The organism is Fictibacillus terranigra (genome assembly GCF_030412265.1).
In the GTDB taxonomy this organism is placed as follows: domain Bacteria; phylum Bacillota; class Bacilli; order Bacillales; family Fictibacillaceae; genus Fictibacillus_C; species Fictibacillus_C terrinigri.
Map to the genome: position 1 here is coordinate 137686 of NZ_JAUHLN010000005.1, position 14680 is coordinate 152365.

General features: G+C 41.3%; 14 protein-coding genes and 2 pseudogenes. 8 read left to right on the top strand and 8 right to left on the bottom strand.

What is annotated here, in order from left to right; genetic code table 11:
• Positions 1–222 precede the first annotated feature (222 nt).
• Positions 223–513 carry a hypothetical protein gene (locus tag QYF49_RS20645; RefSeq protein WP_290401485.1) on the top strand — a complete coding sequence of 97 codons (291 nt, stop codon included), beginning with the start codon at positions 223–225 and terminating at the stop codon, positions 511–513.
• Between the two features lie 1077 nt (positions 514–1590).
• On the opposite strand, the gene QYF49_RS20650 is transcribed toward QYF49_RS20645, so the two are convergent.
• Both QYF49_RS20650 and QYF49_RS20655 read right to left on the bottom strand, forming a co-directional pair.
• Positions 1591–1740, bottom strand: a complete 150-nt coding sequence (locus QYF49_RS20650; protein WP_290401486.1) for a hypothetical protein — start codon at positions 1738–1740, stop codon at positions 1591–1593.
• A gap of 92 nt (positions 1741–1832) precedes the next feature.
• Positions 1833–2576 (bottom strand): hypothetical protein, encoded by a 744-nt coding sequence (locus QYF49_RS20655; protein ID WP_290401487.1) that lies wholly within the window; start codon positions 2574–2576, stop codon positions 1833–1835.
• A gap of 284 nt (positions 2577–2860) precedes the next feature.
• Between QYF49_RS20655 and QYF49_RS20660 the strand changes: the two are divergent.
• Both QYF49_RS20660 and QYF49_RS20665 read left to right on the top strand, forming a co-directional pair.
• Positions 2861–3228 (top strand): annotated as a pseudogene (locus tag QYF49_RS20660) (translocation-enhancing protein TepA); the annotation flags it as partial.
• Positions 3229–3876: 648 nt separating this feature from the next.
• Positions 3877–4173: a hypothetical protein gene (locus QYF49_RS20665; protein WP_290401488.1), complete on the top strand. Its 297-nt coding sequence runs from the start codon at positions 3877–3879 to the stop codon at positions 4171–4173.
• Positions 4174–4253: 80 nt separating this feature from the next.
• Here QYF49_RS20665 and QYF49_RS25890 read toward each other — a convergent pair whose 3' ends face one another.
• The 3 genes from QYF49_RS25890 to QYF49_RS20675 all read right to left on the bottom strand — a co-directional run bounded on the left by QYF49_RS25890 (position 4254) and on the right by QYF49_RS20675 (position 7447).
• The gene (locus QYF49_RS25890) at positions 4254–4646 is read right to left on the bottom strand and encodes a helix-turn-helix domain-containing protein (protein ID WP_354005861.1); all 393 of its coding nucleotides are present in this window, start codon (positions 4644–4646) and stop codon (positions 4254–4256) included.
• Positions 4647–5264: 618 nt separating this feature from the next.
• Positions 5265–5435: a hypothetical protein gene (locus tag QYF49_RS20670; RefSeq protein WP_290401489.1), complete on the bottom strand. Its 171-nt coding sequence runs from the start codon at positions 5433–5435 to the stop codon at positions 5265–5267.
• Between the two features lie 320 nt (positions 5436–5755).
• Complete coding sequence (locus QYF49_RS20675) at positions 5756–7447, bottom strand: L-lactate permease (RefSeq protein WP_290401625.1); 1692 nt, start codon at positions 7445–7447, stop codon at positions 5756–5758.
• A 282-nt stretch (positions 7448–7729) separates the two neighbouring features.
• Between QYF49_RS20675 and QYF49_RS20680 the strand changes: the two genes are divergently transcribed.
• The 4 genes from QYF49_RS20680 (at position 7730) to QYF49_RS20695 (ending at position 11537) form a co-directional block, all read left to right on the top strand.
• The gene (locus QYF49_RS20680) at positions 7730–8458 is read left to right on the top strand and encodes a FadR/GntR family transcriptional regulator (RefSeq protein ID WP_290401490.1); all 729 of its coding nucleotides are present in this window, start codon (positions 7730–7732) and stop codon (positions 8456–8458) included.
• Positions 8459–8640: 182 nt separating this feature from the next.
• Positions 8641–9357: a (Fe-S)-binding protein gene (locus QYF49_RS20685; RefSeq protein ID WP_290401491.1), complete on the top strand. Its 717-nt coding sequence runs from the start codon at positions 8641–8643 to the stop codon at positions 9355–9357.
• A gap of 36 nt (positions 9358–9393) precedes the next feature.
• Entirely contained in the window at positions 9394–10818 is a 1425-nt protein-coding gene (locus QYF49_RS20690) for a LutB/LldF family L-lactate oxidation iron-sulfur protein (protein ID WP_290401492.1), read from the top strand.
• The gene (locus QYF49_RS20695; RefSeq protein ID WP_290401626.1) at positions 10818–11537 is read left to right on the top strand and encodes a LutC/YkgG family protein; all 720 of its coding nucleotides are present in this window, start codon (positions 10818–10820) and stop codon (positions 11535–11537) included. Before QYF49_RS20690 ends, QYF49_RS20695 begins: the two co-directional genes overlap by 1 nt.
• 179 nt (positions 11538–11716) lie before the next feature.
• Here the strand turns inward: QYF49_RS20695 and QYF49_RS20700 are convergent, their stop codons facing one another.
• A complete protein-coding gene (locus QYF49_RS20700) occupies positions 11717–12292 on the bottom strand; it encodes a dihydrofolate reductase family protein (protein WP_290401493.1) in 576 nt (191 codons plus the stop codon).
• Positions 12293–12310: 18 nt separating this feature from the next.
• On the opposite strand from QYF49_RS20700, the pseudogene QYF49_RS20705 reads away from it, so the two are divergent.
• Positions 12311–12514 (top strand): annotated as a pseudogene (locus QYF49_RS20705) (SAM-dependent methyltransferase); the annotation flags it as partial.
• A 366-nt stretch (positions 12515–12880) separates the two neighbouring features.
• Here QYF49_RS20705 and QYF49_RS20710 read toward each other — a convergent pair.
• Both QYF49_RS20710 and QYF49_RS20715 read right to left on the bottom strand, forming a co-directional pair.
• Positions 12881–13318 (bottom strand): YybH family protein, encoded by a 438-nt coding sequence (locus QYF49_RS20710; RefSeq protein WP_290401494.1) that lies wholly within the window; start codon positions 13316–13318, stop codon positions 12881–12883.
• A 61-nt stretch (positions 13319–13379) separates the two neighbouring features.
• Positions 13380–14279, bottom strand: a complete 900-nt coding sequence (locus QYF49_RS20715) for an RCC1 domain-containing protein (RefSeq protein ID WP_290401495.1) — start codon at positions 14277–14279, stop codon at positions 13380–13382.
• Between the last annotated feature and the right edge of the window lie 401 nt (positions 14280–14680).

Below are 14680 nucleotides of genomic sequence, written 5' to 3' on the forward strand. Positions count from 1 at the left end.
ACAACCCTCATCCAAATATCAAAGCCGGTATGGATGGATGCTTCAATATAATCCCGAATGGTTTTCGTGGGCATGTCCGCAGCGACCCAGCTATCAATTATAAAAAAAGAATAAGAACGGAATAAAACGGTTACATTTAGAGCAGAATATCTGTAACTAAAATTAGGAGAAGGTCTTTCATTAAGATATTGCATTACATCTTTATCTAAAGGAGGTTTTTCTATGGATGGAATGAGAGTACGATTTGAAATCAAGAACCTTCATCTTAGAGTTGGGAATGTAACACGGGACAGTCAGAGTTATGTTCTATTCACAGCTTTTGATGACAGTAACAATGAAATCGTCTTAGAGTTAACCCATGAACAAGCAGGATTTCTTGAAGATCAATTCTATGAAGCGAATTCAAGGTACGAACAGCGTATATCTCCAGATCAACAGCCTGGACCGAATACATTTTTTAATGAATCATTAGCTAATCCTCACGACCAAGGAAATGACCAAATAAGTAACTGATGAGCAATAGGTCCTGTTTTAACGTCAGAATGTAACCATCATTCCCAGCACCTGTTACACGGACTTCGCGAATGCTGGAATCCGCTTAATTTCATTCGCAACTTTTTCAATCGATGAACGGAGCGGATCTGCATCTGTGTTAGTAGAACCGCAGCCCAAACTCAATCGCATAAAAGGAAAGGAATTCATGACCTCAAGGTAAATTGTTTAAATATCCTCAAAACAAGAAAATCCGTTCTCTTCTTATCATCATTATTCTGGCAGACGGATCTACTGGAATCGTTATTACAAATTTGATTTAGAAATTAGCCAAAGCCGCGTTCCGTTCAATACTAAATATGTAATTATCCAAGTGCAACTGTTAAGTTCTACAACGATGCACGCGCTAAGTAACAAAAATAGTGACATGGCTATATATTTTTATAATCATTTGCGTAAACACTTATGTTTTTACAAACGCATATCTTTTAGCACTTGTTTATATGTTCAAAATTTGGTGCAGTTGAGTATATTAATAGAAGATATATCGAAACGTTATTTTATTAAAGGCAGAGCGGGATCAGGAAATCAACCATGCTGAAGAAGATTGCAATTGCTGGACAGGAAAAAGGATACGATGTTGAGATTACTACTGCGGATTTAATCCAAATAGTCTAGACAGATTTTAGGCAAAATTCAGGGTTTTTCTGCACACGAAAATGAAACAAGGGCCAATCTTTCAATGGTCGTCTCTCTATCCTATGGGATAGATAAATCACCCCCCATGGTCGAATAAACAATTATCAACAAAGTGGAGGTGTTTTTCTTATTGTGAGAAATCAGAATGTCTATTAAGAAGAGCTGAAAAGAGACTGATTCGTCTCTAGTTAAAAGGAGATTGTTCAAACCAAGAATTGGTGAAGCAGTTTGGAATTCAAAAACAGAACACAGATTAAAACCTGGAAGAGGGGAAAGAACTACGATACTTTCCCAGTAGTTCTACTCTCATCTTGTAATACGATACTTTTCTTCTAAGATGTTCAACCGCGCTTAGGGCCCCAGGTATGTAGTTCACCATTTCTATTCACAAATTGTAAATTAATTATTGATTTTGTTAATGTCCGTCTGTTTTTTTTGGCTTTGTACTTCTTTTTCGGACGCGCCTGAATGTCCACCCATACCGCCTTGGTTTCGATCTTGCCTGCCCTTTGTTCGAGCAGTAGAGTTGTTAGGTTTTTGTTGCGTCAATTCAATTACCTCCACACAAATTTTCCAAAGTATGTGTATCTTTAAGAACCAAACACGCCTGTTAACTACAAGCGTGTTTAGTTTTTCCTTCTTTAAAAAGTGCTCTGTTGTCCGTTGGATCCACCATAACCATATTGTTGTTGGGAATATCCACCTTGTTGGTTTCCACTATTCTGAGAGTTCATGTTTTGCTGTCTCACTTGTTGTGCATCAGTTCCTGCAAAACCTGGCTGCATAGCGGATTGTGCTCCACCATAACCAGATTGACCCATTGAGCTGCCATTTTGTTGAGAATAACCACCTTGTTGGTTTCCACTATTTTGAGAGTTCATGATTTCCTGTCTAACTTGTTGTGCATCAGTTCCTGCAAATCCTGGCTGCATAGCGGATTGTGCTCCACCATAACCATATTGACCCATTGAGTTGCCATTTTGTTGCGAATAACCACCTTGTTGGTTTCCACTATTTTGAGAGTTCATGATTTCCTGTCTAACTTGTTGTGCATCAGTTCCTGCAAATCCTGGCTGCATAGCGGATTGTGCTCCACCATAACCTGATTGACCCATTGAGCTGCCGTATTGAGAATAACCACCTTGCTGGTTTCTACCGTTTTGTGAGTTCATGATTTCCTGTCTGACTTGTTGTGCATCAGTTCCTGCAAATCCTGGCTGCATAGCTGATTGAGCTCCACCATAACCTGATTGACCCATTGAGCTGCCATATTGCTGTGAATAACCGCCTTGTTGTCCCTGTCTACTTAATTGTTGAGCAACTTGTTGAATCTGTTGAAGCGAGTTTTGAGCTTGTTGCGATAATTGATTGATTCGTTGTGGCATTTTAAATCCTCCTTATAGTGGTACTTTTTGTGAAACAGTATTTAAAATGTCCTTTATCATTTTTTTTATTCCTCCATTTTTTAGAAAGTTTTTTAAAGCACCGAATTATCGTTAAACTTAAGGTTTATACTAAGCAATAGTGTTGAAATCGGAGGAAAGAAGCATGCAGAATTATAACTTTTCAAACTCTAACCACAGTTCTGCACAACAGCAAAATAAGCTCAACCGTTTCAACAGGGAAATGACGGCCAACAGTAGTCAAAAGTTATGGGTATAATCCAGCGGGCCAGACCAACGCTCCACAAATGGTATTATCTAATATCCATTGTTGAACGATCGTTGGTCAAATTGAAGGACATTTTCAACTGCCACCAAATAAATAAAACAACAAAGTTTAAACATTTAATCCCGCAGCTGGTTGCCATCGAACAAAAACCCGAAAATACAAAGAGTCTTAATCGTTTTAAAGAGGAGACGTTAAAGCATTGCTATTGCTGAAATGTTTTCATCTCTATCCAAATCCCTGGTTCTTGGGGGTGTACATTCTACTGGGGTCCCTATGGCAGTTTCGGCCAGTTATTCCTTTATAGTCATCGGTGTGCCTCAAGCCTTTGAATATCTTGATAAAATGCAGGATAGAGTTATCAATTTCGATATTGTCCAATATAAATGCGACTCTTCCAATCCGTAAGGAGTTTAATAAAAAAAGGAAATTAAGTTTCCATAAGTGTTGAACACTATATTAAACTTTAGAAAATGTTTAAGTGGGAAGTAACCCTATTTGCGAAACAATCTATTTTAATGGCTTGCTGAAAGTCAAAGGGCTATTTGTTTTGGTCATGAAACTGAATATTAAGAAAGAATTAGTCGCTGACAAATGCCTTAAACGTGGTATAAAAAAGACCAGCAGAAAAGCCAGGGAATCCCCCATCACGCTTATTAGTTTGAAAAAATTGTTTAATCTTCCAAAGAATTTTTTATCAATGAGATTAATTAAACGTTCGTTGAATTTACGAAAGAAATTATTATTGGAGAAAGTTTGGTAATATTTCCAACTTTTTGTAGCCATTCTAATCCTTTAGTACTTGTTGTTACATCCATCATCTTTCTAATGTTTTCTATGATTAAAGTATAGGTCAAAGTATGCCTGGCTTACGGTTTTTGCCCAAGGTGTTGTCCATAAAATATGGGTAGAATCAAAAGCGTTCCGGTTAATATTGGAAAGGATTTAACCAACAAGAATTGTTCTTTATGTCGCCAATCAATATATGGACAATCTACATAAGGGAGTGGTGTTGGAGTGTCTGATGCAGGAGTTTCACGGCAAGATCAAGCAAAAATCCCCTCATTTAAAGATCATGAACAGGCACAGTCATGGTTTAAAGAAAAGTATGGCGATGCTTTTGAGCTCTCTTGTGTTGAGCCGATTAATGGTCATCAATGTTATTTTTATGTGCTGATCTTAGATGAGCCCACTTACAAACAAGGCCAGGCTGAATTAAATGAGCATGGAATAATGAAAGGTGCACTGAAGTATTTAGGTAGCCATCAATCGATTTATATCATGGAAGATGGAACCGTTCACATTGTTCCTTAAATGATTATTTTGTAGAACGATCATGGGAACTTTAAGGAATAGCTCACAAAGACACCATTTTTTGCTGGGATGGTGTCTTTTTATTTTGAGCAGACATTGGTCAATATTTCAGACTTATATTTTCCTGGAGAACATCCAACAAATCGGCGAAATAAGCGGCTAAAAAAGGCGGAATCATCATAACCGACTTTCATGGCAACATTTGTTACTTTTTCACTAGGATCACACAACAGGTATTTCGCCCTTTCTATCCCTATCCTTATTTTATGGACGACCTCTACCACTGTCTGGCCAGTTGCTTGTTTAAATAAGCGATTAAGGTGGCGAGAACTGATACCAAATAAGTTACAAAGTTCAGGTATCGAGATTTTCTGATCGTAATGTCTTTCCAGATATCCCTGAATTCGATGGACAAGAACATTTTTCTCATTACTCTTTCCAAGATAGCTTGAATATGGAAATAGAGATTTCAAAAAATCCTTTCATTTCTTTTTGCCCCTGGTGCTGTACTCCTCACTTTGTAGCTCAGGGGCCATTCTATGTCTAAAAGTACCTACTGTTGGCTATACTGTTTATATCCCTTAAACTGGATGAACCCTTTATGAGATTGTCCTTGATACTATTGTCCTGATGACAATAGAGAGCTCAGGGGCATTTTTTATGTCTATAGTAGCTTTGCCATAGCTTGGGCAGGAAAAGCAGAAATGATAGCTTTGCCCAAGTGTAGCTATACTGCCACTCTGAGGCCAGATTATGTTTTTTATTGTTCATCTTTGTTCACCTTTTCTTCTCAATATATAAGCTCTAATATGAGCAAAAATAGCGAATTGACCGAGGACGATGAATTACCCACATTCCAAAAGGTAGGTAAAAAACCTATATAAATCTCCCTCCTTAATTAAGTATGTCCTTTTTCTTAGACAGTAATAGTTTTAATAAATGATATATTCTTTTTAAGATCTGTTATTCAATGTTCCTCTCAGTGAAACATACCTGATGTTTTGAGACATTTCCAAAGATGGATTATATCCTCTTGGTAGGATCAATCAGGAATATTTGAATGCAAAAAAAAAGAGGCCTTATAAGCCTCTTCAGGTTTTTCTTTCCTTTTCTATACCATCAGACACAACTTTATCTAAAAAGAGGTTAACAGTCCTGCCGCTATATTTGTCTATACTGGTCAGGATGTACTCAGTATCAGTTTCCTCTTGGTAGTATTTCCTGCCCTTGTAATTAACAATGGTTTTACCTTTGTTATTCACCTGGCATACCTCCCTACCTAACCCAGTACCCTGTCAATGCATTCCTTAAACTAAAAAATATACTGGTACATAGTTCCAATAGGGATAATTTTCGGCTATCTCTGCTTAGGACTGACAACAGCATCCGGAAGTGCCTGAAAATTGGGTGTGGAATCATAAGAATATACAAGCCGTCCTGTTTTTGAGTCATTCAAGTTTTGAGTGATACTTTTTCCTTAACCTCGTTTTGTCAGCATGTTTCTTCACTCATTTCTGTTTGCAATGTATACTCACTTCAATTCCTTGGACATTGGCAAGAACGTTCATCGTCCACTCCATTCTTATGGAATCATCCACGTGAGAACGGTGTTTTGCAGGAACGTGATGATTCCTACGAGGACGACAAGGAAAATACTATGTTTGATGGTGAATCGGAATAAATTTGATTCTTTCCCGGCAAGTCCCACTGCTGCACAGGCTACTGCAATCGATTGAGGAGAGATCATTTTACCAGCTACCCCTCCTGACGAGTTGGCCGCAACCGCTAAAACGGGATCCATGCCGATCGATGTTGCCGTGATCTTTTGTAAATTTCCGAACAAAAGGTTGGCAGACGTATCGGAACCTGTAATAAAAACACCAAGCCAGCCCAGGATTGGAGAAAAGAACGGGAATAAGACGGCTCCGGTTTTCGCCAAAGCCATCGCAAGCGTTGTACTCATCCCTGCCGCATTGGTAACGTACGCAAAACCCACAACAGATCCGATCGTAAGGATGGGATACTTTAATTCGTTTAACAGTTCGCCAAAGGTAACCATCCAATTTTTCCACGAGATCGCAACAATAAATTTTGTGACAATGGCCGCTAACAGGATAGCCGTTCCTGCCGACCCGAGAATTTCAAGTTTGTACACTGCCTCAATGGGAGTACCATCCGTATTTATCACTTTATTGTTCAGGAAAGGGACCTCCGGGGCGAATGTCAGGGCATTTCCAAGTGAGTTGATGGCTTTTAAAATTCCGTTTGTCCCTTCATAGTGACCGGTCAAGGCCAATTTAAATGTTGGTATTCCCCACAAGGAAATCGATCCTGTAAGCACAAGAAACGGAGACCAGGCCCTAAACACTTGTCCAGACGTATAGTGCTGTGGGCTGGTTGAAGTTTTCACAGCGACGGTGGCGGCCATTTCCTGTTCGGCCGGAAAACGGTAGATGGTTTTCGGCTGCCAAAATTTAAGAAAAATGACCATCGCAAAAAGTGAAACAAGCGCAGAGAGGACGTCTGGAAGCTCAGGCCCTAAGAAATTGGAAGCTATATACTGTGTCAACGCAAAGGAGACACCTGAAACAAGAACCGCCGGTAAGATTTCCATGGCTTTTTTAAATCCCGCCATGATGACAATTAAATAGAAGGGTATAAAGGCGGAAAGAAACGGAAGCTGGCGCCCGACCATTTTCGATATTTCCATCGCTGGGATGCCAGTGGGACCCTCTACCGCAGTGATGGGAATCCCTATGGCACCAAAAGCAACTGGTGCTGTGTTAGCGATCAGGCACAGGCCCGCAGCATACAACGGGTTGAAGCCGAGACCTACCAAAAGCGCGGCGGAAATGGCAACCGGAGCCCCAAATCCGGCTGCCCCTTCAAGAAAGGCCCCGAACGAAAACGCTATCAATAATGCCTGGATCCGCCGGTCTTCTGTTATCGACAGCACCGAGTTACGGATAATATCGAACTGACCGGTTTTCACGGTTAACTTATATAAGAATACAGAAGTGATAATAATCCAGCCAATTGGCAATATGCCGTAAACGGCACCCTGTGTGGCTGACATCACTGCCATACCTGCGGGCATCTTAAACGCGAGGATAGCCGTAACCAAGGCGACCCCCAATGTCGTAAGACCGGCCACATGGCCTTTCATACGTTTGAAGGCCATCGCCCAGAAAAAATACAAGATTGGAATCAACGCAACAATGGCGGAGAGGGCGAGATTATCCCCTATGGCCGTGAAATTCTGTTTAAATAACATCATGGTTCCCCCTTTAAAATCGAATTGCTACCGTGTCACCTATAATCGTAATCGCTTACCAAATAAGGTATGGTCATCAGATGACTAGATCATTAACTATTCATAACGAAAATTATAGTTACCCTTCAGTCGATTTACAACTATTTATTTGATTTCTTAGAAAATTTTTAACTTTCGGTGAGTCTGGGACAATGGTTTTTCAAAAGAATAATTTCAACTAATTTGCCATTTATGATTATAATAGGATGTAAGTTAGCAAATAGCAGTGTGGAGGCTTTGAACTTGGAATATAAAAAAATTAAGCCAAAGAAAATATATGAGGAAGTCGCTGAAACCATTTACGAGATGATCAGGACCGGAAAATTAACACCTGGGCAAAAACTATCTTCGGTCCAGCAGCTGGCTGAAAATTTTCAGGTTGGCCGCTCTGCCATAAGAGAAGCTTTAACGGCTTTAAAGGCGATGGGACTGATTGAAATCAGGCAAGGGGAAGGCACCTACATCAAGGAATTTGAAAGAGAGCAAATCGCCTTCCCTTTGTCCACGGCGATTTTAATGAATAAAGAGGATATTGCCCACCTGTTAGAAGTAAGGAAGATCATCGAAACGGGGATGGCCTACGCTGCAGCACAAAAACGAACGGAAGTACAACTTCTGGAAATGGAAGATGCGCTAGAAGAAATGAGGTCGGTCAACGGGAATGAAGAACTTGGAGAAAAAGCAGATCTCCGTTTCCATTTTGCTGTTGCAAAGGGCTCACAAAATCCGTTACTCATCAACCTGATGAACCATGTATCCGGATTGATGGGTGAAACAATGAAAGAAACCCGCCGCCTTTGGCTGTATTCAAAACAAACAACCCTAGACAGGCTGTACGAAGAGCATCTCGCGATCTATCATGCCATCAAAACGCAGGATGCGGAAAAAGCAAGGACCATTATGCTAGGACATATCGAAAACGTGGAGGCCGTCCTGCACAACTACTTAACACAGGCGAAATTCCAGGCATAAATAATGCTTAAAAACACCTTTTTAGAAAAAAGGTGTTTTATTTTAAAGTACCTGTAACCCCTTTCAAAATTTGTTATGTTTATAGTGATATTATTTTGAATATTTGTTATAGTTTAAACCAAGTCATCTGATGACCTGTTCATCATTCCTATGTAAATGAGATTGATCAAGGAGAGGTTGATATGAAAGTAACTCTTTTTGCAACATGCTTAGTAGATATGTTTCAAAGTGATGTAGGAAAAGCAACTGTAGAATTGCTGGAGCGGCTGGGTTGCGAAATCGACTTTCCAGAAGCCCAGGTGTGCTGCGGGCAGCCCGCTTATAACAGCGGATATGTAAAAGAATCCAAGGAAGCCATGAAGAGGATGATTGAAACATTCGAAAACGCGGAATATGTGGTATCTCCATCCGGATCATGCACGGCGATGTTCCGGGAATATCCGCATGTCTTTAAAGGAGACAGCATATGGGAGCCAAGGGCATTGAAACTCGCCGAGAAAACCTACGAGCTGACACAATTCATCGTTGATGTTTTAAAAATTGAAGATGTGGGGGCGCGCTTTGAAGGCAAGGTTACCTATCATACTTCCTGCCATATGACGAGATTGCTACGTGTAGCATCGGCCCCTATGACTCTATTGAAAAACGTTAACGGCCTTGAGTTTACCATGCTGCCCGGTAAGGAACAGTGCTGCGGTTTTGGGGGAACCTTCTCGGTGAAGATGGGCCAAATTTCCGAGCAAATGGTAGATGAAAAGGTCATGCATATTGAGGAAACAGGTGCGGATTATATCATCGGGGCTGATGCCGGATGCATGTTAAACATCGGCGGACGGATTCAAAGAACAGGAAAGCCCATCCAAGTATTGCATATTGCTGAGGTGTTAAACAGCCGCTGATCTAAGGGCATATCACATAGAATGGAGGAAATTGTGATGACAATGAAAATCGGGACTGGCCAATTCAAAGAACGCGTTGACCAAGGCATCAATGACTCTTTTATGAGGGGCGCAGTTGCCGGAGCACAGGAGAGAATAGGCACCCGCAGAAATGATGTTATTTCTGAATTGAATTGGGAAGAATGGCGGTCACACGGGGAAGAAATTCGCCAGCATGTTCTCGAACATTTGGATTATTATTTAGAACAGCTTAGCGAAAATGTAGCGAAGCGAGGCGGCCACGTGTTCTTCGCGCAAACCGGCGAGGAAGCAAATGAATACATCCAGCAGGTCGTTGCCAAAAAAGACGCAAAAAAAGTCGTGAAATCAAAATCAATGGTAACGGAAGAAATTTCGTTGAACACTGCTTTAGAACAAGCCGGTTGTGAAGTCATTGAAACAGACCTTGGGGAATACATACTCCAGGTTGATGACCATGATCCTCCCTCCCACATCGTTGTACCGGCGTTACATAAAAACAAAGAAAAAATACGTGATGTTTTTTCAGAGAAGCTTGGCTATCAACTTACCTCAAAACCGGAGGAACTTGCCGGGCATGCCCGAAAAAAGCTGCGTGAGGAATTCATGGCCGCTGATATCGGAATCACTGGATGCAATTTTGCCGTTGCAGAAACTGGATCATTTAGTCTCGTTACGAACGAAGGAAACGCAGACTTAGTTACTTCCCTGCCCAAAACGCAAATCACTGTAATGGGTATGGAACGGCTGGTCCCAACCTTTGAAGAAATGGAAGTGCTTGTCAGCCTGTTGACAAGAAGTGCGGTTGGACAAAAGCTAACCAGCTACATTACGGTTCTGACCGGTCCACGCGAGGAATTGGATGTAGACGGGCCTGAGGAATTCCATCTCGTCATCGTCGATAATGGGCGGTCGAACATACTTGGCGGCGATTTTCAGTCTGTCCTTCAGTGCATCCGCTGTGCGGCCTGCGTAAATGCATGCCCGGTCTACCGCCACGTCGGAGGCCACTCGTACGGATCCATCTATTCAGGACCGATTGGGGCTGTGCTTTCTCCATTGCTCGGAGGGTACGATGAATACAAAGAATTGCCGTATGCCTCTTCGTTGTGTGCGGCATGCACGGATGCCTGTCCGGTAAAAATCCCTTTGCACGAGCTTCTTCTGAAGCACCGTCAAATCATTGTCGAAAAGGAAGGAAAAGCTCCCATTTCAGAAAAACTGGCGATGAAAGCCTTTGGTTTAGGTGCTGCGTCACCGCTGCTTTATAAGATGGGATCAAAAATTGCACCGATGGCGATGAACCCCTTTACAGACGGAGATAAAATTTCAAAAGGGCCCGGTCCATTAAAGGCCTGGACCGAAATTAGGGAATTTCCAGCCCCGAATAAAGAGAGATTCAGAGATTGGTTTAAAAACCGAGAAAAAGGAGGGAAACAATGATGCAAGGCACCATTCAAAACCGCGATGCCTTTTTAAATCAAATTGCAAGCCGTCTTGGCCGGGAACGCTTGTCGGCTCCTTTGCCACGACCGGCATGGCAATACCAGCCACAAGATGAAGTGCTAAAAGACGCCACGGTTAACGAATTAGTAGAAGTTCTAAAAACCCACTGTTTAAAGATCCATACAAGTTTTGTGATGACCGATTTGCAAAATCTTCCCGAGACACTTGAAAAAACGATTGCGGATTACGGAAATGAATCCATTGTGACATGGAAGGACCAAAGGTTTTCGGATTGGGGGCTTGACCCTTTATTAAAGGATACCCTGCCCCGACAAAATATCGACGTGTATGAATGGGACTATACCAGAGGCGCTGAAAACATCCGGCAGGCTGAAAAAGCCAATATCGGGATTACAATCAGTGAGATAACACTCGCAGAATCAGGCACTGTTGTCCTGTTCAGCGACAAAGACAGAGGCAGGACGGTTAGCTTCCTGCCCAAAACCTTTATTTGCTTAATTCCCAAAAGCACCATAGTCCCCCGCATGACCCAGGCTGCACGGATCATGCGTGAAAAACATCTGCAAGGAAACAACATTTCATCATGCGTCAACTTCATTACGGGGCCAAGTAACTCGGCTGATATTGAATTGGAATTGGTTGTGGGTGTACACGGGCCGGTGAAAGCTGCTTATATTCTTATCGATGATTTGTAGAACAGGACTGGGACAAAATCGATTGCCACACCACATCTTACCTGTGGTGTCTACCGACAAACTGAATTAGACTGACTCGCAAAAAAAGCAGTGACGGACTAGGAACTCGAAAGACCTAGACTGCCGCTGCTTTTATTGTAACGTAATCCGGTTAGCGTAATCTACTTTAGGAGACAAGTTCATCTAACCGTCTGGTAAACGAGGCCTATGGCTCCAGAATCAAATGTCTTGTTTTCGATAAGTTTAAGATTGATCTCCTCCTTGAGACCTTGGAATAACGGCAACCCGCTGCCAATCAGGACGGGTGAAACCGTAATTTTATACTCATCTATTAAATCAAGCTGCATAAGGTAGTGTGCGAACCTAGGACTTCCGAGGATGACCATATCCTTGCCTGGCTGCTCTTTGAGGTTCTTGATCTCTTTCTCGACATCTTCTTTCACCAGTCTGGAGTTGTTCCATTCGACTTTCTCCAGCGTCGTGGAAAAAACGATTTTGGATGTCTTTTCGATCCACTCGGCATGATCCCGTTCATGCTGCGAAGCTGATGGGTTCGAAGGCACAGATGGCCAGTAATTGTGCATCATCTGATAAGTCCCACGTCCCCAAATAACAGTGTCGGCAGTACTCAGAATTTCTTTCGCGTGTTTCTCCAATTCAGCATCGTAGGAAACCCAGCCAATGTCCATTTCACCGTTCGGCCCTTCTACAAAACCGTCAAGCGATGCGTGCAGAAATAGAACGAGCTTTCTCATTTTCAGTTCTCCTTTGTTCATAATATTTTTGAATTAGATATTAAAGAGGGTGCATATGACGTCGTTTATGATTTGGGTTGCTTTCACCATATTGCTCCTCACCGTAGAATGAACTACATAGGTCTAATCAAGAAAGCTTTAAAACCGAATGGCTTCTATGCAATCACCTGTTTTCTACAAGGTGGAGACTTAGGCGTAGCAGACATATACGATTGGAAAGTCTTGCAACAAAGAATCCAACATTGTTAAAACATCTTCATACCCATAAATTGTCTCGTCCAAAAATACCCCTTCCATCTTACCCCCACCCCACTGACCCTAAGTCTTAATATTAGATCTATTCTAACTTAAAATCTTTAATTAACATATATATCCAGTGTCCGTTATTCCACAATCCCGTTTGTTCAATAAGTTCAATAAAAATGGCGTTAATCCTTCTTGGATTAACGCACCCGTTAAAAAGAGCTGCATAAACAGCCCTTTGGATCTTCAATTAAAGCACCCGTTTTATTGAAGAAAGAGGGATATTCTATTTAAAGAATACCCCTATAATTTAAGGAATGATTATATTTTAGATAGTTCTGGTTATTACTTTAAGTAACAAATGTATTTTCCCGTTTCCATACTTATTGGTAATGATGAATGTTGATGTATTATTTTCCAAGAATTATTTTCCTTTTTTAATCCAAATGTAAATCTATTAGTAATCTGGCGTAGTTTCTCTTCAGACCCATTGTAAGCAATTAAAGACATATTACTATATATGAAGGCAAGTTCCGCATTTTCTTCAACAACTAAATCATTCAACTCTACTTTGAGTTGAATACCTCCCTCTTTCAAGTGGTTGAACCAACCATTCACAGCTTCCTTCCACTTCGCAATACCTTTATACTCCCAGTCTTCCCAACAATCATAAACTTGAATGTTAGTTGCGTATGCTGATACAAACTTCTCAACATCCTGTTCATAAACGGCAGACTTATAATTTTCTATAACGTCCTGAACCTTTGTAAATCCATCATTCATACTATAACCTCCCTCGTAATTTTTTGATAATATAAAATAATGAGATAATATATAGTGGAGTTTAATCATAATGTTGTTTTTGGATGCCGCACCACCCTTTTACATCGCATTGTCCATATTCGTTACTACCTACGGACACCACCGTGCCGTCAGCTTTAAGTCCAATGGTATGAGTTAAACCTGCAGCAACAGCTACTATATCGCACCAGTCACTTACATTGCATTGACCATATTCATTCCAGCCCACAGCCATCACTGTTCCGTCGGATTTAAGTCCAACGGTATGCTTACTGCCCGCAGCTATCGCCACAATACTACGCCAGCTACTCAAATCGCATTGTCCTACTTTATTTTGACCCACAGCAACCATCGTACCATCCAGTTTAAGACCAACAGAATGAAGATAGCCCGCATCTACCGCTTCTATATTGCACCAATCGTTTACATTGCATTGACGATACCTATTATTACCTGCAGCCGTAACTGTTCCATCCGATTTAAGACCGATGGTATGCCAGTCGCCCGCAGCGACTGCCACTATATCATGCCAGCCACTTACATTACATTCACCATCATTATTTCTTCCCACAGCAATCACCGAACCATCCGATTTAAGACCAATGGTACGACGCCAGCCCGTAGCTACTGCTACAATATCAGACCAGTCGCTTACATCGCATTGACCATGCTTATTCCAACCAACTGCTTCCACAGTACCGTCAGATTTAAGACCGATGGTATGAGCATTACCCGTATTTGTCGCCATATGAACATTACCGGCCGCTACCGCCACAATATTACACCAATCACTTACATTACATTGTCCATGTTTATGATCACCAACAGCCATCACCGTTCCGTCAAATTTAAGACCAACCGAATGACGGCTACCTGCTGCTATGGTATTTTTAGCCCACCGATTCACCCTTAATGCTGATTCTTTCGGTGAAATGTAATCCATGTTATTTTACCTCCCCTAGAAAACAATACCTATTTTATTATTTATCACTTTTGATTGTGATACTAACCTGCTAGTTCAATATAAGGATCAAATAAGCAAGCTAGTTAACATAAAGCTAGCTATCGGGAGCGCAATAAAACCGACATCCTTAAAAGACGTCCGTTTTATTTTATTGCACTTTATAAACTGGTGTGTACCCAATATTCCAAAGTGATGCGTGATGCATTATGCGGTTGCATAAATTTACCTAAATCAATTGGTAATCAGCATCTTAATGAAAATTAAATGCCTTTAAGAACAATCGAATGTGTACCTAGAGTTCATACTCAGCGCAAATTTTGACATGAAGAAAGCCGATATTTCCCTATGCGAAGGAATCATCGGCTTTAATTTTATTGAAT

What these genes read in the sequence shown, in the direction of transcription:
- QYF49_RS20645 (WP_290401485.1), top strand. Translation starts at nt 223, where the DNA reads ATGGATGGAATGAGAGTACGATTTGAAATCAAGAACCTTCATCTTAGA.
- QYF49_RS20655 (WP_290401487.1), bottom strand. Translation starts at nt 2,576, where the DNA reads ATGCCACAACGAATCAATCAATTATCGCAACAAGCTCAAAACTCGCTT.
- QYF49_RS20675 (WP_290401625.1), bottom strand. Translation starts at nt 7,447, where the DNA reads ATGTTATTTAAACAGAATTTCACGGCCATAGGGGATAATCTCGCCCTC.
- QYF49_RS20685 (WP_290401491.1), top strand. Translation starts at nt 8,641, where the DNA reads ATGAAAGTAACTCTTTTTGCAACATGCTTAGTAGATATGTTTCAAAGT.
- QYF49_RS20690 (WP_290401492.1), top strand. Translation starts at nt 9,394, where the DNA reads ATGACAATGAAAATCGGGACTGGCCAATTCAAAGAACGCGTTGACCAA.
- QYF49_RS20695 (WP_290401626.1), top strand. Translation starts at nt 10,818, where the DNA reads ATGCAAGGCACCATTCAAAACCGCGATGCCTTTTTAAATCAAATTGCA.
- QYF49_RS20700 (WP_290401493.1), bottom strand. Translation starts at nt 12,292, where the DNA reads ATGAGAAAGCTCGTTCTATTTCTGCACGCATCGCTTGACGGTTTTGTA.
- QYF49_RS20710 (WP_290401494.1), bottom strand. Translation starts at nt 13,318, where the DNA reads ATGAATGATGGATTTACAAAGGTTCAGGACGTTATAGAAAATTATAAG.
- QYF49_RS20715 (WP_290401495.1), bottom strand. Translation starts at nt 14,279, where the DNA reads ATGGATTACATTTCACCGAAAGAATCAGCATTAAGGGTGAATCGGTGG.